Origin of the sequence: Micromonospora sp. LOL_025 (genome assembly GCF_048060285.1) — a bacterium.
Taxonomy (GTDB): domain Bacteria; phylum Actinomycetota; class Actinomycetes; order Mycobacteriales; family Micromonosporaceae; genus Micromonospora.
On sequence record NZ_JBHMIR010000033.1, the window covers coordinates 40,862 to 66,818 of the forward strand.

The following is a 25,957-nucleotide window of genomic DNA, read 5'->3' on the forward strand; positions in this document are numbered from 1 at the left end:
GCCGGCACCCGTGCGGTGACGTACAGTTCCGGGTCGGACTTGGCGTGGGCCGGGAAGACACGGCACGGAAACGGGACGAGACAGCGACGGCATGACGGCGGACAACATCACGGAAACCGGCCACAACGGCATCGACCGGACCCAGCTGGAGACCTGCCTCAGCGTCTTCGAGGCGTTGGAGGACCTGCCTCCCGATCACCCCGACGTGGTACGGGTGCAGCGGGCCACCGCGCGGCTCTACAAGGTGATCAAGCAGCGCCGCCGCGAGGAGCGGCGGGACGCCATCGCGGCGGCCGACCGCGCGGTGACGGCCGCCACCGCCACCGGCGCGCCGGGCCGGATCGACGACGAGACCCAGGGGATCCCGCTCGCCTCCCCCACCGAGGGCACGACGGCCGGCTTCCTGCACAACCCGCGCGGCTGCTACATCTGCAAGCAGCGCTACCGCGAGGTGGACGCCTTCTACCACCAGCTCTGCCCGCCCTGCGCCGCGCTGAACCGGGAGCGCCGCGACGCCCGCACCGACCTGACCGGCCGCCGTGCGCTGCTCACCGGCGGCCGGGCGAAGATCGGCATGTACATCGCGCTGCGGCTGCTGCGCGACGGCGCGCACACCACGGTGACCACGCGGTTCCCGCACGACGCGGTACGCCGGTTCGCGGCGATGCCCGACAGCGGAGACTGGCTGCACCGACTGCGGATCGTCGGGATCGACCTGCGCGACCCCGCCCAGGTGATCGCGCTCACCGACTCGGTCAGCGAGCAGGGCCCCCTCGACATCCTGATCAACAACGCGGCGCAAACCGTACGGCGCAGCCCGGGGGCGTACGCGCAGCTCGTCGCCGCGGAGGCGGCGGCCCTGCCGGAGGGCCCTCTGCCGGAGGTCGTCACGTTCGCCAAGCCGGCCGGTCGGGGCGACCCGGCAGGCGGCCTGACCGCCTCGCCGCAGTCGACCCCGCTCACCCCGCACGCGCTCACCGCGCTCGCGCTGACCAGCGGCTCCGCCTCGCCGGAACGGATCGCGGCGGCCACCGCCATCGACGCCGGCGGCCTGGTGCCGGACCTCGACCCGGTCAACAGCTGGGTGCAGCGGGTGCACGAGGTCGACCCGGTGGAGCTGCTGGAAGTGCAGCTGTGCAACGTGACCGCCCCGTTCGTGCTGGTCAGCCGGTTGCGGCCGGCGATGGCCGCGGCGACGGCCCGCCGCAAGTACGTGGTGAACGTCTCGGCGATGGAGGGCCAGTTCGGGCGCGGCTACAAGGGGCCGGGGCACCCGCACACCAACATGGCCAAGGCCGCGCTGAACATGCTGACCCGCACGAGCGCCCAGGAGATGTTGACCGACGGCATCCTGATGACCAGCGTCGACACCGGCTGGATCACCGACGAGCGGCCCCATCCGACGAAGATGCGGCTGGCGGACGCCGGCTTCCACGCCCCGCTGGATCTGGTCGACGGCGCGGCCCGGGTCTACGACCCGATCGTCCGCGGCGAGCAGGGCGAGGACCTGTACGGCTGCTTCCTCAAGGACTACGCGCCCTGCGCCTGGTAACCGACGCGTCACCAATCTGACGCTATTGCCAACCTTCGATGGGTGTGTAAAAGTTCTTCACTGACTTCAACCTCGTGCAAGGAAACCTTCGAGGGAGACCGGGATGAGAAGGACCACCACCTGGCTGCTGGGCCTCGCCACCGCGGCGGGGCTCACCGTCACGCTCGGCTCGGCGGCCGTGGCCGAGTCGACGCCGGCCCCGCAGCCGCAGCCGCAGTCCGTGGCGGTGTCCGCCGTCGGTCCGCAGCCCGGCACCTTCGTCGGTAAGGGCTTCGACACCTGCACCGCCCCGTCGCAGTCGGCGATGAACGCATGGCGGGCCAGCTCGCCGTACCGCGCGGTGGGCATCTACATCAGCGGCGCGAGTCGGACCTGCGCGCAGCCCAACCTGACGGCGACCTGGGTCACCAACCAGGTCGCCAACGGCTGGCGGCTCATCCCCATCGAACTCGGCTACCAGGCGCCCTGCGGCAGCCGCGCGCCGAAGATGTCCGCCGACCCCGCCACCGCGCGCTCGCAGGGCCGCACCGCCGCCGACAGCGCCGCCAGCGCCGCGCAGGCGCTGGGCATCGGCGCCGGCAGCACCATCTACAACGACATCGAGCACTACCCGACGACCGCGTCGTGCCGCGCCGCGGTGCTGTCGTTCCTGTCCGGGTGGGTCGAGCGGTTGCACACCAAGGGCTACCTGGCCGGCATGTACTCCAGCGGATCCTCGGGCATCCGGGACGTCTGCCTGGAGTACCACAACCCGAGCTACACCAGGCTGGACCAGATCTGGATCGCCTGGTGGAACGGGGTGGCCGACACCGACGCCGGCGCCTACTGCTCCGACGCGTACTACGCGAACCACCAGCGGCTGCACCAGTACGCCGGGGACGTGACGGAGACCTGGGGCGGCGTGACGATGAAGATCGACCGCAACTACCTGGACGTGAGCACGTCCCAGCAGCCGCCACCGCAGCAGTGGAGCACCACGATCGACAACACCACCTCCGGCCGGTTCACGGCGAGCACCAACTGGAGCACGTCGTCGTACTCCGGCAGCCGGTACGGCACGGACTACCGGTACGCGAACCCGACCTCGGCCAGCGACGTCGCCTGGTACCGGGCGAACATCCCGGCGACGGGGAGCTACGAGATCTCGGTCTGGTACCCCGCCGACCCCGGATACAACAGCCAGACGCCGTACCTCGTCGCCACGGCCTCGGGCAACCAGTCGGTGACTGTCGACCAGCGCGTCAACGGCGGCCGGTGGGTGTCGATAGGCGTGTTCACGCTCGCGGCCGGCGACGCCAACAAGGTCGGGGTGAGCCGCTGGACCAGCGGCAGCGGCTACGTGGTCGCCGACGCGGTACGGATCACCCGCGCCTGAGCGGAGGGCGACCCGGGTCGACGCCGTCGACCCGGGTCGCCCTCCGCCCCGCCCGGCCTCACCGCGCGAGAACTCCGCCTGGAGCACGCGTTCCTGTGGCGGACGGCTCCCCACCGGCGGCGGCAGCCCGTCGTAGGTGTCGGCGGCACGACCGGTCCGGCGGACCGTGGACCCCCGCGATGACCGCCGGTCGCTGGACGTTACTGATCGCGATGGTGCTGATCGCCCCGCTGCTGCGATGAAGCGGGGTGGCCGGTGCCGCATACGCCGCGAACGGGGCCCTGCCGCCCGGCGACCCGACCCTGCCGTACGCCGTCTCCAACTACCGCAGCGGCGGGCTGAGCACGACCGGCGTCTTCGCACTCCTCAACCTGCTGGCGTGGCCCCCGACCAGGCCCCGGGCGCCCGGTAGCGCCTCAACGCGGCGGCCGCCGCCCCGCTCGCCGTACCGGCCTGGGCGAGCAACCGTTCGGCCGGCTGATCCCCGTCCCCCGTGTGGGACGCCCGGGAGAAATCGATTCCCCGCCATATAGGATCTCAGGCGGACACTCTCGGACGGCGGGTCGCGACGCACGGTGGCGCTCGCACGTGCGGCCGCCTCCGGGGCCGGCGCGGGACCGAGCGTACGACACCGACAGGGGCGGCCGCATGACGACCATCTATGACGTGGCGCGGGTGGCCGAGGTCTCGGCGTCGACGGTGTCCCGGGTGCTCAACGGGCACTCGTCGGTGGATCCGGACCTGGCCGCGCGGGTCCGCCAGGTGATGCTCGACCTGGACTACCGGCCCAACGCGGTGGCCCGCAGCCTGCGCCGGCAACGCACCAGCCTCTGGGCGGTGATCATCTCCGACATCGGCAACCCGTTCTTCACCTCGCTGGTGCGCGGCATCGAGGACGTGGCGCAGGAGGCGGGCTTCTCCGTGGTCCTCTGCAACGGCGACGAGGATCCCGAGAAGGAGACCCGGTACGTGACGGCGGCCCTGGCCGAGCGGATGGCCGGCGTGATCATCTCGCCGTCGGGGCGACCGGCCCTGATCAACCGGCTCACCGAGGCCGGGATGCCGGTCGTGGCCATCGACCGGCAGCCCCACGGGGTGGCCGTGGACACCGTGCTGGTGGACAACGTCCACGGCGCCGAGACGGCCACCGCCCACCTGATCGACAGCGGCTACCGCCGGATCGCCTGCGTCACGGGACCGCGTCGGATCTCCACCGCCGTGCAGCGGCTACGCGGATACCAGCAGGCCCTGCGCGCGGCCGGCCGGAGCGTGCCGGAGGACCTGATCCGGTACGCCGACTTCCGGGAGGACGGCGGCTACCGGGCCATGGCGTCCCTGCTGAACGCGGCCGAGCCGCCGGACGCGGTCTTCGTCACCAACAACCTGATGACGGTGGGCGCGGTGGAGTGCCTGGTCGACAGGGGTGTCGTCGTGCCCACCCGGTGCGGCGTGGTCGGTTTCGACGACATCCCCTGGGCCCACCTGGTGCGGCCCTCGCTGAGCACCGTCGCGCAGCCCACCTACGACCTGGGGCGGGCCGCGGCGTCGCTGCTCACCGAGCGGATCGCCAACCCCGCGAAGGCGTCCTCGACCGTCACCCTGCGCACGACCCTGCGGGTCCGCGAGAGCTCGGTGCGGTCCCTGCCCCGGTCGAACGGGCAGCCCGTGGACGGCGCGGGTGGGTCCGCCCGGGCCCGGTGAGCCGGGCAGACCCGCCCGGGATCACAGCGCCACGTCGCCGCACAGGTGCACCCGCACCCCCATCGCGTCGAGCATCGCGGCCTTGACCCGCAGGGCGCGGTCGGCGGCATCGGCGTCGTCGGCGTAGACCACGTTGACGTGGTTGGCCTTGTGCCGGGCCATCAGCTGGTCGCGGCCCACGCCGTGCAGCACGGCGTGCATGATCGGCCACTGCGGGGTGGTGGCCCGGAGTCGACGCCGCGTCTCGGCGGCCGGTAGCTCCACCACGGTGCCCCGGCCCAGGTCGGCGTGCAGCACCCCGTCCATGATGAAGATCCGCGACCAGACGATCTCGCCCGGCCGGGAGACACCGCTCAGGGTGCCCCCGCCCAGCGGGAAGTACATCGGCGGCTGCCGCATGCTGTACGACCGGTCGTAGCCGCCGTTGTGGGACGCGGGGACCGAGCCGGAGATCTCGAACACCCAGACGAAGTCCGTTCCGTACGACTCGCCCCAGCGGATGTCGTGCAGGGTGGTGGCCGGGTCCATCCCCATCGCGGTCCAGATCCGGTTGGTGACCAGCGAGTCCACCGCGACGCCCTCGTCGACCTCGTTGAAGTGCGGCAGGGCCCGCCCCGCGTACAGCTCGCGCGAGCCGTCCCGGCTGGTCACCGGCGGCCGGGTCACGTCGTTCAGCAGCCCCTCGGCCAGGTCGCTCGCCGGGACGGTGTCCTTGAGCCCCTGCTGGTACTGGATGCCGACGGCGTCCAGGCCGAAGTCGTCGGCGATGCGCAGCGCGGCGACGTACATCTTGAACTGGCTGAGCAGTTGGGCGTCGGTCAGTTCGGTGGCCTCGTCCGTGCCGGTGTGGAAGATCATCCCGGCGGCGTCGAGCCAGGCCCGCACCGCCTTCGCCTCCTCGTCGGGCACCCGCGACATCTCCGCGACCAGCGCGCTCTGCGACAGCCGCTCCTTGTAGATGCCGAGCGGGTTGAGCAGTTCGTCGTCGATGATCGCGTTGTACATGCCCATGCAGCCCTCGTCGAAGACGCCGATGACGGCCGGCCGGCGCCGCAGCTGGCGGGCCAGCGCCACGCCGAGTTCGACCTCGGGATCGGACGGCAACGGCGGCAGGTCCCGCACGTGACTCTCGTCGTGGACCACCTCGCCGGTCTCCAGCCAGGCCTTCAGTCCGTCGCGCGCCCACTCGTCGGTGAAGTCCTCACTCCACAGCGCCGAGTACCGCACGCCCGCCTTGGTGAGGCTGCCGGCGAGGTTCAGCAGGCCGACCAGGCCGGGAAACTCCCCGCTCCAGTTCGCCACGAGCAGGATCGGGCCGCGGTGGGCGCGCAGCCCGGCCAGCACGTGGTGGCTGTACTGCCACACCGCCTCCACGACGACGAGCGGGGCGTCGAGGGGGATCCGCTGGAAGATCTCGATGCCGGCGCGCTGGCTGTCGATGAAGCCGTGGCCCGCGTCGGCGTCGACCGGATGGGCCCGCCGCGTCTGCCAGCCCAGGGCCGTGACCGCGTCGGCGAGGTCCGCCTCCAGGCGCTGCTGGGTCGGCCAACCGGTGACGTTCGCGGCCGGGCGAAGGTCGCCGCTGGCGACCGTGTAGACCGTCCGGGGGGCGGCGGCCGGCGGATCGACCAGCACCGGCATGGTGTAGTTGCTCACGGGTTGACTTCCTCCACTGGCTCGTCGGTACCTGGCTGGGGCGGGGTCGCGAGGCGCGTCTGCCGGGCGGCCAACGCGTGGGCGACGGATTTCGAGCCGGCGTACAGCTGCCGGTACAGCCCGTACAGCTCCGCGTAGTCGGCGGCGAGGGCCGGACGCGGCTCGCGGACCTCCCGGATCGGGTTCCACCGGTGGATGTCGACCCGCCGCACCGCACCGGCGGCGAGGAACGCCGCGCCGTAGCTCGCGCCGATGGTGACCGACGGGATGTGCTGTGCCCGGCCGGTGACGTCCGAGACGATCTGCGTCCAGAGGCTGCCCCGGGTGCCGCCGCCCACCGCCACGACGCGTCGGATGTCGCCGCCGGCCGCCTCGATCGTCTCGATGTTGTGCCGCACCGCCAGCCCGGTCGCCTCCAGCGCCGCGCGGTAGATGTCGCCGCGCCCGTGCGAGAGCGTCAGGCCGGCGATCACGCCCCGGGCGTCGGGATCGAGGATGGGGGTCCGCTCGCCGGCGAAGAACGGCAGCATGAGCAGCCCCCGCGCGCCGGGCCCGGACCGCTCGGCCAGGCGCAGCAGCTCGGGGTAGTCGGCGGCGTCGAACAGCTCCCGCAGCCATCCCGTGATCGCCCCGGAGGTCGCCATGCCGCCGGCCAGGTTGCGGGTGCCCGGCAGCGCGCCGACCGTGCCCCACAGCGACGGGCTGGTCAGCCGGTGCGGCACCGTGTGCACGAGGAACATCGTGGTGCCGTACATGAGCATCAGGTCGCCGACGCCCTGGGCGCCCACGCTGACCGCCTCCGACCAGGCGTCGATCGTCCCGGTCACGACCGGGGTGCCGGGCGCCAGCCCGGTCACCGCGGCGGCCCCGGCGGTGACGGTCCCGGCCACGTCGCCGGGCCACCGCAGCTCGGGCAGCTCCAGCCCCGGGGCGACCTCGTCGGCCCAGGGTCGGTACCAGTCCTGCGCCGCGCTGTCGTGCAGCGGCGTGCACTGGCTGGCCGAGTGGTGGTCGAGCAGGTACCGGCCGGTCAGCCGGAAGACCAGCCAGGAGCTCGGCATGAACAGCCGCCGGGCCCGGGATAACAGCTCCGGCTCGGCGTCGGCGACCCAGGCCACCTTCGCCCCCGCCGCCTGGGTCGACAGCGTCGAGCCGCACCGGCGCAGGATCTCGTCCGCGCCGAAGCGCTCGGTGAGCCGGGCGATCTGCGGCGTGGAGCGGGTGTCGACGCCGTAGAGGATGGCCGGCCGCAGGGGCGCGCCGGCGGCGTCGGTGAGCAGCACGCACGGCCCCATCCCGCTGACCCCGACCGACACCACGTGGGCGTCGCCGGGGGCGAGCAGCTCACGGGTGAGGGCGACGAACTCGTCCCACCAGATGCGGCCGTCCATCTCCACCCAGCCGGGTCGCGGCCGGTCCACCCGGTGTTCCCGCACCGCGGAGCGCAGCACGCGCCCGGACAGGTCGGCCAGGACACCCTTGCTGCTGGACGTGCCGATGTCGACCCCGAGCACCGCGGCCACCGTCATGCCAGGTCTCCCCCGATCTTCCAGGTCCGGGTCATCGCCCGCCGGCCGTGCCGACTCGGCGGTCAGGCGACGCCACCGAGCTTCGCGTACGTCTCGGCGGCGTTCTCCCTGGTGATGCGCATCGTGTCGAGGGTGGTGGCACGCGGGACGTCCCTGTCGCAGTCGACCAGGATCCGACGGGCGAGGTCGACGGCCTCCCGGCCGCCCGTGGCGTACTGGAAGGTCGCCGCGAGCCGGCCCTGCTCGACGGCCTTGATGCCGCCCGACGGCACCGGCAGCGCGTCGATCCCGGTGAACTTCACCTTCGTGTGCAGCCCGGCCGCCTTCGCGGCCAGGTACGCGCCCTCGGCCATCGGGTCGTTGTGGGCGTAGACGGCGGCGGCGTCCGGGTGCGCCTTGAGCAGCGCGTCGGCCACCGACTGGCCCTTCTCCCGCAGCCAGTCCCCGGGCTGGGAGGCGACGACCTCGATCTTCGGGTTGCCCGCGATGCCCTCCCGGAAGCCCTGGGCGCGTTCGGCCGCCGGCGTGGAGCCGGGCAGCCCGGCGATCTCGATGACCTTGCCGCCGGCGGGCAGCAGCGTCCTGGCGTAGAACTCGCCGGCGGCCCTGCCGATGGCGACGTTGTCCCCGCCGATGAAGGCCGTGTACGCCTCGCCCTCCACCTTGCGGTCGAGCACGATCACCGGGACGCCCCGGTCGTACGCCTTGCGCACCACCGCGGTCAGCGGCTTCGCCTCGTTCGGCGAGATGATCAGCAGGTCGATCTTCTGGGTGAGGAAGTTCTCCACGTCGGCGACCTGCTTGCTGTTGTCCTGCGCCGCGTCGGAGACCACCACGGTGAACCCGGGGACGGACTTCGCCGCCGTCTGCACGTCGTTGTTCATGACCTGCCGGTAGGGCTCGGCGTTGTTGGCCTGCGACATGCCGATCAGGAAGTCCTTGCCGGCGCCGCAGTTCGCGGCCGCGGCGTCGCCGCCGTCGGACGGCTTCTCCACGCTGCACGCGGTGGAGGTGACGAGCGCGCCGGTGCACAGCAGCGCGAGAAGGACGGTACGGGTGCGCATGATGACGCTCCTTGTTCGGTGGCGGTTCAGACGATGCTGCGGCGTAGCTTCTGCAGCCCGGCGGCGGCCACGATCACCAGTCCCTTGATCAGTAGCTGCACGTTGGCGTCGATGTTGTTGAGCGCGAGGATGTTGTTGAGGATGCCGAGCAGCAGCGCCCCGGCGAGCGTGCCGCCCATCGAGCCGGTGCCCCCGGCCAGGCTGGTGCCGCCGATGACCACCGCGGCGATGGCGTCCAGTTCGTAGCCGGCGCCGTCGTTGGGGCTGCCCTGGTTGAGCTGCCCGGCGTGGATGATGCCGGCCACCGCGGCGAGCAGGCCCGCGATCGCGAAGACCGCGACCTTCACCCGCAGCACGGGCACGCCCGAGAGCCGGGCGGCCTTCTCGTTGCCGCCGATGGCGTAGACGTGGCGGGCGAACGCCGTCTTGCGCAGCACGACGATCGCGGCCACGCCGATGCCGATGAACAGCACCGCCGGGACGGGCAGCACCCCGTTGACGGTGCCGTTGAGGATCTCGAACGCCGGAGGTGCCTCCTGCGGGCCGTCGCCGTAGGCGATCGGGATGCCGAGCCCGCCCGACCAGATCCGGGCGAGGCCGCGCGCGACCTGGAGTCCCGCGAGGGTGACGATGAACGACTGGATGCCGAGCCGGGCCGTCGCGTAGCCCTGCAACGCACCGAAGAGGGCGCCGATCAGCAGGACGACGGTGACCGCGGGCAGGATGCCGAGCCCGGAGTCGACCATCAGCGTCGCGGTGCCGACGGCGGACAGGCCGAGGATGGCGCCCACGGAGAGGTCGATGCCGCCGAGCAGGACGACGAACGTCATGCCGATCGCGATGATCCCGATCTCGGACACCGCGCGGACGATGTTGCCGAGGTTCTCCGTGGACAGGAACAGGATCTCGCCGTTGCGGCGGGGCGACACGGCGATGGCCAGCACGAACACCAGCAGCAGCGCGAAGAGGCTCTGCACGGCGAAGAGCCGCTCGACGAGGTCGCCCCGGCCGCCGGGCCGCCGCCACCGGCCGACGCCGGCCGCCGGGCCGCCGCCGGCCGGTGCGAGCGGCGTGCCGGGCCCCTGGTCCGGGGCGCGCAGGTGGGTCATCGGTCGTCCCTTCCGGCGGCCGTGCCGCCCGTGGCCGCGGTCAGGATGTCCTCGCCGGTGCACCCGCCGGCCGGGAGCTCCGCGACGGCCCGCCCGCGCCGCAGGACCACGATCCGGTCGCAGACGCCGGTCAGTTCGGGCAGCTCCGACGAGGCGAGCAGGATGCCCATCCCGTCGTCGGCGAGCCGGCGCAGCAGCCGGTAGATCTCCGCCTTGGCGCCGACGTCGACCCCACGGGTCGGCTCGTCGAGCAGCAGCAGGCGGGGGCGGGTGAGCAGGTGCCGGGCGAAGACGACCTTCTGCTGGTTGCCGCCGGAGAGCGAGCCGACCGGCGCGGCGGCCGACGACGTCTTGATCGCCAGGGCGGCGACCTGCTGGCGTACGGCGTCGCGCTCTCGTCCGCTGCGGACGACCCCGGCGGTGCTGAGCCGGCGCAGGGCGGCCAGCACGATGCTGCGGCCGACGGGGTGCTCCAGCACCAGGGCGGAGCGGCGGCGGTCCTCCGGGACGAAGCCGACGCCGGCGCGCAGCGCGGACCGGGGGCCCCGTGGGGCGTACGGGCGGCCGGCCAGCCGGACCACGCCGCTGCGGCGACCGGGCGGGCCCGCGCCGTACAGGGTCTCCAGCAGTTCGGTGCGACCCGCCCCCATCAGGCCGGCCAGGCCGACGATCTCCCCGGCGCGGACGGTGAGGCTGACGCCGGCGGGTTCGCAGCGTCCGGGCCGGCTGCCTCGGGGCCGCACGGCGAGGTCGTCGACCTCCAGCACGGCGGGCCCGGCGGGGTTCGCCGCGCCGGCGCCGCCGGATCCCGCGCCGAACAGCGCCTCGGCCGGGCGGCCGACCATCAGCGTGATGATCTTTTGCCGGTCGGCGCGGTCCGGGCGCAGCGTGCCGGCCACCTCGCCGTTGCGCAGGACGGTGGCCCGGTCGGCGATGTGCTCGATCTCCTCGAGCCGGTGGGAGATGTAGACGACGGCCACGCCGCGCCCGCGCAGCGCGCGGATGGTGGACATCAGCCGCCGCACCTCGGCGTCGGCGAGCGCGGCGGTCGGCTCGTCCATGATGAGCACGCGGGCGTCGAGGGAGAGTGCCTTGGCGATCTCGACGAGTTGCTGCTCGCCGACGCGCAGCGAACCGACGGGCCGGCGCGGATCGATCTGCGCGCCGAGCGGGCCCAGCCAGTCCCGGGCGGCGCGGGTCATCGCCCGCCGGTCGAGCGTCCGCAGCCGGGTGCGCGGCTCCCGGCTGAGCACGAGGTTCTCGGCCACGGAGAGCGCGGGCACCAGGTCGAGTTCCTGGTGGATGGTGGCGATGCCGGCGGCCTGGGCGGCGGCCGGGCCGGCGAAGCGCGCGGGCGCACCGCCGATCGAGATCTCCCCGTCGTAGTCGGTGACGACGCTGGACAGAATGTTGATCAAGGTCGACTTGCCGGCCCCGTTCTCCCCCAACAGGGCGTGCACCTCGCCGGCGGACAGGGTGAGGTCCACGCCGCGCAGGGCGTGCACGCCGCCGAAGCGCTTGGCGATGCCGGACATGGCGACGATGACCTGGTCGCTCATGCGGGCCTCCGAGGGAGATCGGAAATCGATTTCTGGCGAAACATAGAGGAGCGTCTAATTGCTGTCAAGGCCCCCGGTCCGGGCCGGGCCGCCCGACCCGCACCGGTACGGCCGCTCACGGCACGGCGTTGACGGCCGCGTGGACGGTCTCGGCGAACGCGGTGTCCCGCGCCGTCCCGCTGGCGGCGAACCGCCACGTCCCACCCGGGTACGACCCCGCCGGCCACGCGGTGCCCCCGTTGCGCCACAGCGGCTGCCAGGCCGCCATCGCGTGACCGGCGTCGTACCAGGTGTTGTCCCCGCGCCATGCCGAGGCCCAGCGGTGGGCGGCCACGAGGGACAGACCCGCACCGGAGGTCATCGACCACGTCGGCATCCCCGGCACGTCGCCGGTCGGCCGGGCCGCCACGGCGGGATCACCGACCGCCGGCAGGGCACCGTCGACGTTGAACGCCACCTCCCACACCGGCGCGGTCGTCGGGCCCGTCACCGACCAGATGACGTCGCTCTGCAACGCCGGTCCGGTCCAGCGGGGCGCCACCGTCAGCAGCCAGTCGGCCGTGACGGGCTCGTCGCCCATCCGCATGCCGACCAGGTTGATCCGGGAACCGTCGGCGGAGACGTCCACCCGGGCCGGCGGGCCCGCCCGGTCCGTGACGTCGAAGCGACCGACCGCCAGGTAGGGCCCGGTCCCCCGGTGCGACGAGTCCAGCGCCGGCCGGTGCGCCCCCGCGCCCGCCGGGTCGACCGCCAGGGACGCGATCCGGGTGTGCGGCCAGGTGCGCACGTCGGCGCGCAGGAAGCCGGTGCTCACCTGGTAGCCGCGGGCGACGACCTGACTGGACCAGGTCAGCGGGGCGAGCCACAGCCCGCCCTGGCCCCAGCCGGCGTGGCTGAGGTACCAGTTCCCCCCGTCCACCACGACCTCCGCGGCGTGCGCGTCGAGCACGGTCACCTTCTCCGCCCCGTCGAAGCGCAGGGGGTCGCGGCTGCGGTAGACGGCGGTGCGCCGGTACGCCGCGCCGTAGTCGGTGCCGTCGCAGCAGACGAAGAGGTACCACCAGTCCCCCCGGCGCACCACGAACGGCGACTCCGTCTGCCCGGCCGCCCGGCCGGTGTGCGGCGACGCGTACGCGACGCCCCGCCCGCTCCACGTCCGCAGGTCGGTGCTGGTGCGGTACGCGACCACGTGGTTGCCGCCCTGCGGGTCGGAGGTCGCCGTGTAGTACATGACCCACCGGTCGCCGACCCGGGTCACCATCGGGTCGCGCCCCTCCCAACCGTCGGTGAACAGCGGGTTGGCCGGGCTGCGGGTCCAGGTGAACAGGTCGGTCGAGGTGGCCAGGTGCATCCGGTAGTTCGCGTAGTCGGGGCTGCCGGCGGCGTAGAACATGTGGTAAACGCCCTGGTCGTAAACGACGTGGGGCGCCCAGATCCACTGTTCACCCCTCGCCGGGTCGGCCGTCAGCGCCGGTCGTTGCTTCGTCCACGGCCCGGTGGGCGTGGGCGCCGTGGCGTGGCCGAAACTCTTCTCGTCCTGGGGCGCGCCGGGCTCCGCGTGGGCGATGGCGAAGGCGTGCCACAGCCCGGTCCGCTGGTCGCGCACGATCGTGTGGTCGTTGTAGTACCACGCCGTCGGCTCCCCCACGCCCGGGTCGTAGACCCGGGTCAGCGGCCCCCGCGCCGGCGTCTCAGCCACCGTCTCGTACGGCGTGGTGGTGACCGCCGCCAGCGGGCCGACGCGGCGCAGGGTGACCGTGTCCAGGCCGGCGAGGAAGCCGGTCGAGGACGCGGACCGGCCGGTCACGGTCACCGTCAGCCGGTGGGTGCCGGCGGTGAGCGAGGCCGATCCCAGCGGTACGGCCTCGACGCGCCGCACGGTCGGGGCGTAGCCGTCGAAGAGCTGCCCGACGGCCACGCCGTCGACGGCGAAGCGCAGGGTGCCGTAGTCGGCGGCGCGGGTGAGCACGCCGCCGATGTCGTACTGCCCGGCCGGCACCGGCGGCAGCGACACGGTGACCGAGTCCCCCGCCCGGGCGGCGCGCAGCCACAGCTGGCGGCCGGCCGACCAGGCGACCCCGCAGCAGTTGGCCTGCGCCTCGACCGGGGCGGTGGACGAGGTCACCGCCAGCGACTCCGCCTCGGCCCGTACGACGTCCTCCGCGGCGGCCGGTCCGGTTGGAACGGTCACCAGGGCGGCGCCGAGCAGGAGCACCGCGAGCATCCGGGGCGCGCGCATCACGACACGCTCGGGCGGGGCAGGTCGGTGCCGGGCGCGAACTGGTCGTGCCACCGGACGCCGGCACCGAAGCCGCCGCCGGTCGACAGCGCCACGTACGTGTCCGCTCTGGTCCCCCGGGTGTACGTCACCACGTCCGCCCTTCCGTCTCCGTTGAAGTCACCGATGCCGGGCAGCTCGTCGCCCACCGCGAACCAGTCGTGCCACCTGCCGGCCTGCGCGACGAACCGCGTGCCGTCGGAGAGCGCCACGAACACGTCGCCGGTGGTGCCCCGGGCGAACGTCACGACGTCGTCGCGCCCGTCGCCGTCGACGTCGCCCAGCGCCGGCAGTTGGTCGCCGAGCGCGAGCGAGTCGTGCCACTTCCAGCCGTCCTCGACGAACCGGGTGCCGTCGGAGAGGGAGACGAACACGTCGCCGGTGGTGCCCCGGGTGAACGTCACGACGTCGTCGCGCCCGTCGCCGTCGACGTCGCCCACCGCCGGCAGTTCGTCGCCGAGCGCGAAGTGGTCGTGCCACTTGACGCCGGGGCCGAAGCCGCTGCCGGTCGACAGCGCCACGTACACGTCGCCGGCGCCGCCCCGGGTGAAGGTGATGATGTCCGTGCGCCCGTCGCCGTTGACGTCGCCGACCGCGGGGACCTCCGTGCCGGTGGCGAAGAAGTCGTGCCACTTGGCCCCGGCGGCGTAGGTCGTACCGGTGGAGAGCCCCACGTAGACGTCGGCGCTGTCGCCGCGGGTGAAGGTGATGATGTCGGCCCGCCCGTCGCCGTCGACGTCGCCGGTGAACGGGACCTCCTGGCCGACGGCGAAGAAGTCGTTCCAGGTCCGGGCGTCCGGCACGAACCTGGTGCCGTCCGACACCGACGTGGTCACGTCGGCGGTGCTGCCCCGGGTGAACGCGACGGCGTCGTCGCGGCGGTCACCGTTGGCGTCGCTGGTGTTGCGGGTGCGGGTGGTGGCCGACACCTCGGCCGAGGGCGCGGAGCTGTTGCCGGCGCCGTCGACCGCGACGACCCGGTAGTGGCGGGTCTGTCCGGCCGGCAGCGGACCGTGCCGGAAGGTGGTCGTCCTGGTCGTGCCCACCAGGTTGGCGGGGGTGACCGCGACGCCGGGGTTGCGCGAGGCGTAGACCCGGTAGCTGGCGACTCCCACGTCGTCCGGCGACGACGACCAGGACAGGCCGAGGGCGTGCACCCGACCGCCGGCCAGGCCGAGCCCGGTGACCGCGCCCGGGGCGGTGGCGTCGAGGAACGGGGGGACCATGCTGTCGGCCTCGTACCGGGCCGCCGTCCAGGCCGGGGCGCCGGCCGCCGGGGTGAGGGTGACGGTGACCGTCGACCGTCCGGCGGTCAGCGCGGCCGGGAGGACGAACTCGTCGGCCGACCAGCGCTGCCGGTCGTTGCCCAGCGGTTGGCGCCACACCCCGGCCGGCCTGCCGTCGACCGACACGGCGACCTGCTGGTACGCGCCGGCCTGGTCGCCGTGCCGGCGCAGCCGTACGCCCTGGTTGGCGGGGTCGACGGCGAGCCGGAAGCTGGCGGCGCCGCCGGTGGCGCGGACCTGGCCGGTGACGGCGACGTTGTCGTCGTCGCCCTCGTACGGGCTGGTCAGCGGGTACTGGGTCCCGGAGTCGGTGTACGCGTGCGCGGCGCGGCTGGCCGCGTCGCCGGAGACCAGCGTGTCGGTGCGGCGCAGGGCGACGGTCGGCTGGGTGTAGAGGAAGGCGGTCGAGGCGTAGTTCGCCGGCATGTCGTTGGCGGGGCCGTGCTCGATGCCGAAACGCAGCGCCGTGGCGTAGGGCACCGCGTCGCCGATCATCAGCCGGTACATGGCGTCGCACTCGTCGGCGCAGCCGCCGGAGCGGAACAGGTGGGCGGTGTTGCCGGTGAAGGCGCCGCTGTACTCGCCACGGTTGAAGTACCACCCGGACTCGTAGAAGTCCTCGGTGCCGGTGCCGTAGATCTGCGGCGTGGGCGAGCCGTCGACGTGGACGCGCTCGTCGCCCTCCAGGTAGTTGCGGGTGTTGCCGCCGATGATGTGGCCGCGGGCGGTCTGGGACACGCCGACGAAGCGTCCCCGGCCGGCCTGCTCGGCGACGATCCAGTCGCTGCCCCCCACCGTCTCCGCGCGGCGGGACTGGGTGGTGAAGTAGCCGGCGGCGCCGTCGGGGGCGAGCGCGCCGGTCCAGGCGGTGCCCGGCGCCGTGGTCACCTCCGCCTGGACGCCGTTGACGGGGGCGCCGGTGGTGTTGGTGACCGACACCGTCGCGGTGGAGCGGAACGGCATCGGCCACCAGGCGCTGTACCAGCCGCCCGGCGCGGAGTCCATGGCGAACATCAGGGAGCGGACGGAACGCTCGCCCAGGCCGGCGCCGAAGAACTCGCCCACCGGGCTGTCGACCGTGCTCCGCCCGTCGAAGGTGATTCGCAGCCGCAGGCCCGACAGCGTCGAGGCGGTGGCCGCGGCGTCGGGCAGCCGGAGCCGCAACGCCGTGACCGCGGCGGGACCGGTGAGCGTGGCGAGTGTCGCCTGCCCGCCCGCCGGGACGTCGACCCGGGCGGTCCTGGTGCTCGCGCCGGGCTGGCTCGGCTTCGGGTCGCGCTGGCCGGCGGCGCGCAGCTTCTCCACCACGTCGGTGGCGGGGTCGGTGGGGTCGAACGTGGACACGCCGACCGCGTCGGCGAACGTGCGGTAGGTGACGTGGTGGAAGAGCGGGTTGAACTGGGTGGTGATCCGCATGGACTCGCGGTAGGGCATGGGGACCTTGACGGTGACCCCGCCGGAGGTCTGGTCGGCGTTGGTGACCAGCGGGAACACGAACGGGTGGCCGAGGCCACCGTCGACGAGGCGCTGGAGGCTGGTGTCGACGACCGTGACGCCGTCGAGTTCGACGCGGATCCAGCCGGTGGCGCTGACGTTGCCGTCGTCGCGGGTGAACCAGATCGACTGCACCTCGCCGGCTCCGCGGTCCTCGGCGATGACGCAGCCGCCGGACTGGCGCAGGCACGAGTAGGTGCCGACGAAACCGTCGTCGTTGGAGCCGTCCCGGGCGAAGCTGGAGAACTGCCGGGTGCGGCTGCCGGCGGCCAGCTCGGGCAGCCGGTCGAGACGGCGGTAGACGTCCCAGCCGACCGGGCCCTTGTCGTCGGCCACGGCGAGCGCCCCGGCACCGCGCGGGGTCGGGGCGGGCCCGACGGCGTGCGCCGCCGTCGGAGGGATCATGGTCGCCAGCGCCGCGGCCAGAGCCAGCCAGCGGCGGAGGTGGGGCTTCATGGATGTCCCTCCAGGGTGACCGTCGGAGCCGCGAGAAATCGATTGCTCGGGAGTTAACCGGGGGACATCGCGAGATGTCAATACTTTACCGCCACCGCTCAGTTGCCGAAGGAAGATTCCAGGACGCATTGACAGTCGTCGGGGTCCTGGCGATACTCCTCGGCAATCGATTTCCCACCGACGAGGAGGTGTCGACGCGGCGGCGCATCCGTCAGCCCCGGCGGCCCTCCTGGCGGCAGCGCACCTCCGTGGCGGAACCGCTCGCCGCACCGCTGACACCCCTCAGAGGAGCATCGTGAGACGTACCCCCCTCGCCCTGCTGGTCGGCCTCTGCACCGCGCTCGCGTCGGTCGTGGCGACCGCGCCGGCGCAGGCCGACGCTCCAATCGGCACGCTGGCCTGTTCCTCCATCCCCGCCAACCACGACCCCGCGATCAGCGTGATCGTCTACCGGGTCGCCCGGGCCCACAACGTCAACGACAAGGTCATGCTGTCCGCGTTCGAGGCCGGCTGGGTCGAGTCGCACATGAACAACCTGCCGTGCGGCGACAAGTCCTCGCTCGGGGTCTTCCAGCAACGGTGGGACTACGGCTGGGGCACACCGGAGCAGATCATGGACCCGGTCTACGCCAGCACGCAGTACATCACCCGCGCGATCGTCTGCGACCGGAACAACCCCCGCTACACCGCCGGTCAGGTCGCCCAGTGTGTGCAGCGCTCCGGCTTCCCCGACCGCTACGACCAGGTGGCGACCAAGGCGCGGACCCTGCTCAACGAGGCGGCACGGACCCACGCCATCGCCGGCGGGTCCGCCACCGACGTCAGCGGCGACGGGCGCGACGACATCGTCAGCTTCACCCAGAACGCCCTCGCCGACGTCTACGTCAGCACGTCCACGGGCGCGGGCTTCGCCGGGACCTCGGTGAAGTGGAACGACTTCTTCTCCATCGGCGGCGAGACGGCCTCGACCGGCGACGTCGACGGCGACGGCAGGGACGACGTCGTCACCTTCGCGCACGGCAACACCGGCGACGTGTACGTGGCGCTGTCGAACGGCACCAGCTTCGGCGGCGGCCAGAAGTGGCACGACTGGTTCGCCCCCGGCGCGGAGATCGGCGCGGTCGGCGACGTCAACGGCGACGGCCGCGCCGACATCGTCGCGTTCACCCACAACGCGGCCGGCGACGTGTACGTGGCGCTGTCCACCGGGTCCTCGTTCGCCGGGACCGCCGTGAAGTGGCACGAGTACTTCTCCATCGCCGGGGAGTACCCGGCCCTGGGCGACGTCGACGGCGACGGCCGCGACGACATCATCACCTTCACCCAGGGCCCCAACACCGCCTCCGACGTCATCGTCGCCCTCTCCACCGGCAGCGCCTTCGGCGCCTCCCGGAAGTGGCACGACCTGTTCGCCGTGGGCGCCGAGCTGCCCCGCGTCGGCGACGTCGACGGCGACGGCAAGGACGACATCGTCACCTTCACCTGCGACGCCAACGCCGACGTCTACGCCGCCACCTCCACCGGCACGTCCTTCGCCGGCACCACCGTCAAGTGGCACGACTTCTTCTGCCTCGCCGGCGAGTTCCCCTACCTGGCCGACGTCGACGGCGACGGCAGGGACGACATCGTCGTCTTCACCAAGGGTGCCACCAACGACGTCTACGTCGGACTCTCCACCGGCACCGGCTTCGGTGCCAGCGCCAAGTGGCACGACTTCTTCGGCCTGAACGGCGAGACCACCCTGTGACCCGCGGACGGGAGACCACCATGAGACCCAGCAGACTCTCCTGGCGCGGGGGCGCCGCCGCCGTCCTCGCGGCGGCGCTACTGAGCCCCGTCGCGCCGGCCACCGCCGCGCCGGCCGGGCCCACCGGGCCACTGGACACGGCCTTCACCCGGGCGGCCGGCGAGTTCGACGTGCCCAGGGACCTGCTGGTCGCCGTCGGCTACGGCGAGACCCGGCTCGACGGGCACGAGGGGCGGCCCAGCCAGGCCAACGGCTACGGCGTCATGCACCTGGTCAGCAATCCCCGGCAGCGCAGCCTGGAGCGGGCGGCCGAGCTGACCGGGCAGCCGGTGGCCGCCCTGAGGTCGGTGACCTCGGCCAACATCAGGGGCGGCGCCGCCCTCCTGCGGGACATCGCCGACGCCGAGCGGCTCACGGCCGCCGACCGGGACCGGATCTCCGCCTGGTATCCGGTGGTCGCGCGGTACGCGCACGCCGTCGACGACGCGACGGCCCGCCTGTACGCCGACCACGTCTACGACCTCCTGCGCGACGGCATCACCGCGCCCTCCGTGCGGGTCGCGCCCCGGCGGGTGCAGCCGGAACTCGGCCGCTACGCCCGCGTCGCCGCCGCCGGGACGGCCGCACCGGCCGCCCTCGCCGCGGCGGTGCCGGAGTACGCGCCGGCCCGGTGGATCTCGGCGTACGGCGGCAACTACGCGGCGGGTCGCTCCTCGCGGATCACCACGGTCGTGGTGCACGTGACCCAGGGCTCGTACGCCGGCACGGTGAGCTGGTTCCAGAACCCGTCGGCGGGAGTGAGCGCGCACTACGTGGTGAAGTCGAGCAACGGCGAGATCACCCAGATGGTGCGCGAGGGCGACACCGCCTACCACGCGCGGTCGGCCAACCCGTACTCGGTGGGCATCGAGCACGAGGGCTTCGTCGACAACCCGAGCTGGTTCACCGAGTCCATGTACCGCTCGTCGGCCGCGCTGACCCGCTACCTCTGCGACAAGTACGGCCTGCCGAAGAACCGCACCGCGATCAGGGGCCATCACGAGCTGCCGGGCAACGACCACACCGACCCGGGTCCGCACTGGAACTGGAACCACTACATCTCGCTGGTCAACGCGGGCGGCGGGTCCGGTGGCCGGTATCTGGCGGGTTCGCCCACGGACTTCACCGGCGACGGCCGCGACGACATCGTCGCCTTCACCCAGGGCACCCTCAACGACGTCTACGTCTCCACCTCCACCGGCACCAACTTCGCCGGCACCTCCATCAAATGGAACGACTTCTTCGGCCTCAACGGCGAAACACTGCTCACCGGAGACTTCAACGGCGACAACCGCGACGACATCGTCGCCTTCACCCACGGCACCCTCGCCGACGTCCACGTCTCACTCTCCACCGGCACCGGCTTCACCACCAGCACCAAATGGCACGACTGGTTCGCCCCCCACAACGAAGTCGCCGCAGTCGGCGACGTCAACGGCGACGGCCGCGACGACATCATCACCTTCACCCACGACACCAACGCCGACGTCTACGTCGCCCTCTCCACCGGCACCACCTTCACCGGAACCGCCGTCAAATGGCACGACTACTTCTCCATCCCCGGCGAACACCCCGCCCTCGGCGACGTCAACGGCGACGGCAAAGACGACATCATCACCTTCACCCAAGGCCCCCACACCGCCTCCGACGTCATCATCGCCCTCTCCACCGGCACCACCTTCGGCCCACCCCAAAAATGGCACGACCTCTTCGCCGTCGGCACCGAACAACCCCGCGTCGGCGACATCAACGGCGACGGACGCGACGACATCGTCACCTTCACCTGCAACACCAACGCCGACGTCTACGCCGCCACCTCCACCGGCACATCCTTCACCGGCACCACCATCAAATGGCACGACTTCTTCTGCCTCACCGGCGAATTCCCCTACCTCGCCGACGTCAACGGCGACAACAAAGACGACATCATCGTCTTCACCAAAGGCACCACCAACGACGTCTACGTCGGACTCTCCACCGGCACCACCTTCAACCCCAGCACCAAATGGCACGACTTCTTCGGCCTCAACGGCGAAACCACCCTCTGAACCGTCCCGCGTAGACAGCAAGCCCCGCGCCGCAGCTGTCGTCCGCCCGGCGCGGTCTCACCCGATGGAGGATCCATGGACAACACCCCTGCCGCCCGCCGGCCCGTCAGCCGCCGGCGGCTCCTGACCGGCGCCGCGGGAGTCGCCGCCGCCGGCACGTTCGCCGGCGCCCTCGCCGCGCCGCTGCCCGCGTCCGCGGCCCGCGACGGCCACGGCCTGCGCATCGTCGACCGCAACGAGAACGGTGGCCGCCTGCAGTACTACCGGTTCGCCACCGACGCCATCGAGTGGGACCCGGCGGTCAACGTCCTGCTGCCCGACGGCTACCACACCAGCGGCAAGCGCTACCCGGTGCTGTACCTGCTGCACGGCGGGGCGGCCGACTTCCGGACCTTCCACATGCAGGACAACATCATCAACCTGACCGCCGGCAGGGAGATCATCGTCGTCATGCCGGACGCCTCCACCGGCTGGTACTCGAACCCGGTCCACAGCAACACCGGTCCCCGCAACTGGGAGACCTTCCACATCGCGCAGCTGCTGCCCTGGATCGAGTCGAACTTCCGCACCTTCGCCGAGTACAACGGCCGCGCCGTCGCCGGCTTCTCGATGGGCGGGTTCGGCGCCCTGAAGTACACCGCGAAGTACTACGGCCACTTCTGCTCGGTCAGTTCCCACTCCGGACCGGCCAGCCTGCGCCGCGACTTCGGCCTGGTCGTGCACTGGGCCAACACCACCTCGGCCGCGATGGACCTCGGCGGCGGCACCGTCTACGGCGCGCCGCTGTGGGACGAGGCGCGGGTCACCGCCGACAACCCGGTCCAGCGCATCGAGAGCTACCGCAACAAGCGCATCTTCCTGGTCGCCGGCACCTCGCCCGACCCGATCAACTGGTTCGACTACGTCAACGAGACGCAGGTGCTGGCCGGTCAGCGCGAATTCCGGGCGGCCCTGGGCCGGGCCGGCATCCCGCACGAGTGGCGGGAGGTCCCCGGCGGCCACTACTTCCGCCACGAGATCTTCGTCCAGGATCTCAACGGGATGCTCGGACGCCTGCGCCGCGCCGGCTGACCCCTCGTCGTACGACGCGCCGCCGCCGCGGACACCCGTCGCGGCCGGCGGCGCGTCGTCGTTCCCCGCCCAGCCCATCCGAGCCTTCCCTGACGGGAGTCCCCCATGTCACGGCATCCGAGGACCGGGGCGCGTCGCGTCCTGGCCGCCCTGCTCACCCTGGCGGTGGGCGTCCTGACCGGCGCGGTGGCGACATCGTCCCCCGCGCTCGCCGCACCGAACTTCAAGGCCCCGTTCCCGTGCGGGCAGCGGTGGACCTACGACCACCACAGCGCAGAGGTCCGGCAGGCCCTGGACTTCGTGCGGGCCGACGGAGGCGCCACCGCGGGCACGCCGCAGGTCGCCTCCGCGGCGGGCGTCGCCCGGCGGTACTCGCAGCCCAACGGCGCCGGCAACTACATCGTCATCGACCACGGCGGCGGCTGGACCACCTACTACTTCCACCTCAGCACCTACTCGGTGCCCGACGGGGCGTACGTGCAGCAGGGCCAGCAGATCGGCACCACGGGCAGCACCGGCAACTCGTCGGGGCCGCACATCCACTACGAACAGCTCTACAACGGCGTGGGACAGACGATCGTGATCAACGGGACGTCGCTGGCGCCGTATCCCGGCCAGTACCACCAGAAGTACCTGGTCAGCGACAACTGCGGTACGTCGCCGACGGGTGGCCGGTATCTGGCGGGTTCGCCCACGGACTTCACCGGCGACGGCCGCGACGACATCGTCGCCTTCACCCAGGGCACCCTCAACGACGTCTACGTCTCCACCTCCACCGGCACCAACTTCGCCGGCACCTCCATCAAATGGAACGACTTCTTCGGCCTCAACGGCGAAACACTGCTCACCGGAGACTTCAACGGCGACAACCGCGACGACATCGTCGCCTTCACCCACGGCACCCTCGCCGACGTCCACGTCTCACTCTCCACCGGCACCGGCTTCACCACCAGCACCAAATGGCACGACTGGTTCGCCCCCCACAACGAAGTCGCCGCAGTCGGCGACGTCAACGGCGACGGCCGCGACGACATCATCACCTTCACCCACGACACCAACGCCGACGTCTACGTCGCCCTCTCCACCGGCACCACCTTCACCGGAACCGCCGTCAAATGGCACGACTACTTCTCCATCCCCGGCGAACACCCCGCCCTCGGCGACGTCAACGGCGACGGCAAAGACGACATCATCACCTTCACCCAAGGCCCCCACACCGCCTCCGACGTCATCATCGCCCTCTCCACCGGCACCACCTTCGGCCCACCCCAAAAATGGCACGACCTCTTCGCCGTCGGCACCGAACAACCCCGCGTCGGCGACATCAACGGCGACGGACGCGACGACATCGTCACCTTCACCTGCAACACCAACGCCGACGTCTACGCCGCCACCTCCACCGGCACATCCTTCACCGGCACCACCATCAAATGGCACGACTTCTTCTGCCTCACCGGCGAATTCCCCTACCTCGCCGACGTCAACGGCGACAACAAAGACGACATCATCGTCTTCACCAAAGGCACCACCAACGACGTCTACGTCGGACTCTCCACCGGCACCACCTTCAACCCCAGCACCAAATGGCACGACTTCTTCGGCCTCAACGGCGAAACCACCCTCTGAACCGGGCATCGCTGTCGGGACCGCCGTGACCCGACTCGCCGCGTGAGCTGCGGGCCCCGCTCCCTTGCCGGGAAGAGCGGGGCCCGCAGCCGGTAACTGGCAGCGCCCGACCGAGGCCCGGCGGTGGTCGGAGGGTCAGTTCCAGCTCGAACACCACGGGACGGACGCCTGGACCGGCACCTGGGCGGCGCTGACCCAGCCGGTCTTCCAGCCGGCGGTGGTGTTCGCGGTGACCTTGAACCAACGGTTGGTGGACGGCTCGCCGGCCCACTCGCCGTCGCGCCAGCACCAGGTCTGGTCCCACTGGTTGCCCACGACCGATCCCTTGACGCCGTTGGCGCCCAGCCCGTCCGGGCACTGGATCTGCCGCACCGACCCGCAGACGCGGACGTTGGTGTGGTTCAGGACGTAGCTGACGTCGCCGGCGGCGGCCTGCGCCTGCTGGGGTACGGCGAGACCGGCCACGGTGGCGGCGGCGAGGGTGAGCGAGGCGAGCCAGCGGTTCCGGGTGGTCGGGTTGGTTGCGCGCATGCGTTCTACCGTCCTGTCCGGGAGGGAGGCGACGGCCTCCTGACCGCCGCGACCTCACGGTAGGAGTCGGCGGCGGCTTCCGGCGGCGGTCTTGCAGGTGGCGTGAGCGGCTGCAAGAGGCCACCCCGGCAGGGCTCGCCGCGACGCGCCGCCCCGACGCGGGCGCCGACGGCGGGGGCCCGGTCAGCGGGCGCGGCGGTTGGCGCGCAGCGCGCCCAGGATCACTCCGGGTGTGGCCAGCGAGTTCGGGTGGGCACGCAGGGAAACGACCTCGTTGAAGCGCCGCGCGGTCGGCACGTCGGTGACGGTCGCCCTGACGATCTGCCTGCTGACCCAGCTGGAGAGCCGGTAGCCGCGCGGGTATGGCCCGTCGACGTGCGGCAGCGCCAGGTCGGCGGAGGTCGACATCGACCAGGCGACGTCGACCACGACCTTCTGCAGGGCGAAGAACCGGCGCGCGGGCGCGCCCAGATCCGGGCCCGACCGCAGGTACGTCGACAGGCAGGCCGCGTGCAGGGCCGCCGCCGTCATCCCCTGCCCGTACACCGGGTTGAACGACGCGACCGCGTCGCCGACGCTGACGAGCCCGGCCGGGAGCCGCTTCAACCCGTGGAAGTCCCGCCGCCGGCTGTCGGCGTGGCGGTAGGTCCGGACGTCGCCGAGCATCTCGTTCCCGGCGACCTCGCCGAACTCCGGCGGGAAGTGCTCGCGCAGCCGGCGTACGAAGTCGTCCGCGGTGCGCCCCGGACGGTTCTCACCGTAGCCGGCCATCATGGCCATCCACCGGCCGTCCTCGACGGCGAAGAACGCGGCGCCGGCCACGTCCGAGGACATCCCCGGAGTGTGCAGTGCCATGACCACCGTCGCCTGCGGGTCCACCTCCCGGCGGCGGAACAGCGCGGTCGCGTAGTTGAGGTCCACGGTCATCCGCCGCAGGTCGGGCCGCTCCCAGCCGGCCTGATCCAACCACTCGGAGAGCCTGCTCGATCGTCCCATGGCGTCCACCACCAGGTCACCCGACTCGACGCCCGCCGTCCCGCCGGCCTCGCAGCGGACCCCGGTGACGGCGGCGCCGTCGCACACGAGGCCCGTGGCGCGGGCGGTGATCGTCTTGACGTTGGGCAACCGCAGCACCCGCTGGCGGATCAGTTCCTCCAACAGGGGCCGGGTGCCCGCCAGGCTGTCGGCGTCGTCGGGTACGACGACCTTCAGGCGCCCGTCGAGGTAGCTCCGCCTGGCCGCCGGCGGCGCCTCGACCGCCCCCTGGGCCACGGCCTGCTCGCGGAAGCCGGGGAACAGGTGCTCGAGCTGGAGGAAGCCGCCGGGCAACAGCGCGTGCAGCTGCGTCCCCTGTGGCACGCCCGGGCGCCCGCCGGTCGCGTCTGGATCGTCGCGGTCGACGATGACGACGCTCTCGGCGTAGTCGGACAACACGCGGGCCGCCAGCAATCCGGCGACGCTGCCCCCGACCACGACGGCCCTGCCGATGACCGGAGACGCCAGGTCGGGTGGTCGCACCGCGTTCAGCGCGGCGAGGACCCGGGCCGGGGACATGGACATGATGCTCTCCAAGGGGTACGAGTTGCCTTCCCGCATGCCTGCCAGAGACCGGTGCGTGGGCGGACCGGCGGAACGGACCGGTCGGCGCGACGCCCGACGATCGTCGCACAGGCATCGGCCCCGAGCGGGGACGCGCAGGCGTCCGCCCCGAGCCGGGACGCGGCGGGTGCCGGCGTCACGGCCCGGCTCCGCGCACCGCAGCGGTTCAGCACTCGATCACGTTGACGGCCAGTCCGCCGCGTGCCGTCTCCTTGTACTTCACCTTCATGTCCGCGC

General features: G+C 72.4%; 16 protein-coding genes. 7 read left to right on the forward strand and 9 right to left on the reverse strand.

Annotated elements, in window-relative coordinates; genetic code table 11:
* The first annotated feature begins 91 nt into the window (after window positions 1-91).
* From ACFHW0_RS27470 to ACFHW0_RS27480, 3 genes are all read left to right on the forward strand, one after another.
* A complete protein-coding gene (locus ACFHW0_RS27470; protein WP_416612187.1) occupies window positions 92-1,552 on the forward strand; it encodes an SDR family NAD(P)-dependent oxidoreductase in 1,461 nt (486 codons plus the stop codon).
* Between the two features lie 103 nt (window positions 1,553-1,655).
* Window positions 1,656-2,927, forward strand: a complete 1,272-nt coding sequence (locus ACFHW0_RS27475) for a glycoside hydrolase domain-containing protein (protein WP_416612189.1) — start codon at window positions 1,656-1,658, stop codon at window positions 2,925-2,927.
* A gap of 648 nt (window positions 2,928-3,575) precedes the next feature.
* On the forward strand, window positions 3,576-4,628 hold the full coding sequence (locus ACFHW0_RS27480) for a LacI family DNA-binding transcriptional regulator (RefSeq protein WP_416612191.1): 1,053 nt from the start codon (window positions 3,576-3,578) through the stop codon (window positions 4,626-4,628).
* 21 nt (window positions 4,629-4,649) lie between these two features.
* Here the strand turns inward: ACFHW0_RS27480 and ACFHW0_RS27485 are convergent, their stop codons facing one another.
* The 7 genes from ACFHW0_RS27485 to ACFHW0_RS27515 all read right to left on the reverse strand — a co-directional run bounded on the left by ACFHW0_RS27485 (window position 4,650) and on the right by ACFHW0_RS27515 (window position 17,059).
* A complete protein-coding gene (locus tag ACFHW0_RS27485) occupies window positions 4,650-6,284 on the reverse strand; it encodes a fucose isomerase (protein WP_416612192.1) in 1,635 nt (544 codons plus the stop codon).
* Entirely contained in the window at window positions 6,281-7,813 is a 1,533-nt protein-coding gene (locus ACFHW0_RS27490; protein WP_416612194.1) for an FGGY-family carbohydrate kinase, read from the reverse strand. The genes ACFHW0_RS27485 and ACFHW0_RS27490 overlap by 4 nt, the downstream gene beginning before the upstream one ends.
* A gap of 62 nt (window positions 7,814-7,875) precedes the next feature.
* A complete protein-coding gene (locus ACFHW0_RS27495) occupies window positions 7,876-8,877 on the reverse strand; it encodes a substrate-binding domain-containing protein (protein ID WP_416612196.1) in 1,002 nt (333 codons plus the stop codon).
* Between the two features lie 26 nt (window positions 8,878-8,903).
* Window positions 8,904-9,986: an ABC transporter permease gene (locus tag ACFHW0_RS27500; protein WP_416612198.1), complete on the reverse strand. Its 1,083-nt coding sequence runs from the start codon at window positions 9,984-9,986 to the stop codon at window positions 8,904-8,906.
* A complete protein-coding gene (locus ACFHW0_RS27505) occupies window positions 9,983-11,545 on the reverse strand; it encodes a sugar ABC transporter ATP-binding protein (protein WP_416612200.1) in 1,563 nt (520 codons plus the stop codon). Before ACFHW0_RS27505 ends, ACFHW0_RS27500 begins: the two co-directional genes overlap by 4 nt.
* A 115-nt stretch (window positions 11,546-11,660) precedes the next feature.
* Window positions 11,661-13,784 carry a family 43 glycosylhydrolase gene (locus ACFHW0_RS27510; protein ID WP_416612202.1) on the reverse strand — a complete coding sequence of 708 codons (2,124 nt, stop codon included), beginning with the start codon at window positions 13,782-13,784 and terminating at the stop codon, window positions 11,661-11,663.
* Complete coding sequence (locus ACFHW0_RS27515; RefSeq protein WP_416612204.1) at window positions 13,784-17,059, reverse strand: DUF2961 domain-containing protein; 3,276 nt, start codon at window positions 17,057-17,059, stop codon at window positions 13,784-13,786. The genes ACFHW0_RS27510 and ACFHW0_RS27515 overlap by 1 nt, the downstream gene beginning before the upstream one ends.
* A 295-nt stretch (window positions 17,060-17,354) precedes the next feature.
* On the opposite strand from ACFHW0_RS27515, the gene ACFHW0_RS27520 reads away from it, so the two are divergent.
* The 4 genes from ACFHW0_RS27520 to ACFHW0_RS27535 all read left to right on the forward strand — a co-directional run bounded on the left by ACFHW0_RS27520 (window position 17,355) and on the right by ACFHW0_RS27535 (window position 23,590).
* A complete protein-coding gene (locus ACFHW0_RS27520; protein ID WP_416612206.1) occupies window positions 17,355-18,806 on the forward strand; it encodes an FG-GAP-like repeat-containing protein in 1,452 nt (483 codons plus the stop codon).
* Window positions 18,807-18,826: 20 nt separating this feature from the next.
* Window positions 18,827-20,893: an N-acetylmuramoyl-L-alanine amidase gene (locus tag ACFHW0_RS27525; RefSeq protein ID WP_416612208.1), complete on the forward strand. Its 2,067-nt coding sequence runs from the start codon at window positions 18,827-18,829 to the stop codon at window positions 20,891-20,893.
* A gap of 75 nt (window positions 20,894-20,968) precedes the next feature.
* Window positions 20,969-21,964 carry an alpha/beta hydrolase gene (locus tag ACFHW0_RS27530; RefSeq protein WP_416612210.1) on the forward strand — a complete coding sequence of 332 codons (996 nt, stop codon included), beginning with the start codon at window positions 20,969-20,971 and terminating at the stop codon, window positions 21,962-21,964.
* 105 nt (window positions 21,965-22,069) lie between these two features.
* Complete coding sequence (locus tag ACFHW0_RS27535) at window positions 22,070-23,590, forward strand: FG-GAP-like repeat-containing protein (RefSeq protein WP_416612212.1); 1,521 nt, start codon at window positions 22,070-22,072, stop codon at window positions 23,588-23,590.
* A 135-nt stretch (window positions 23,591-23,725) separates the two neighbouring features.
* Here the strand turns inward: ACFHW0_RS27535 and ACFHW0_RS27540 are convergent, their stop codons facing one another.
* Both ACFHW0_RS27540 and ACFHW0_RS27545 read right to left on the reverse strand, forming a co-directional pair.
* Window positions 23,726-24,121, reverse strand: coding sequence for a hypothetical protein (locus ACFHW0_RS27540; RefSeq protein ID WP_416612213.1), 396 nt, complete (start codon window positions 24,119-24,121; stop codon window positions 23,726-23,728).
* A gap of 183 nt (window positions 24,122-24,304) precedes the next feature.
* Window positions 24,305-25,681 (reverse strand): FAD-dependent oxidoreductase, encoded by a 1,377-nt coding sequence (locus ACFHW0_RS27545; protein WP_416612215.1) that lies wholly within the window; start codon window positions 25,679-25,681, stop codon window positions 24,305-24,307.
* Window positions 25,682-25,957 lie beyond the last annotated feature (276 nt).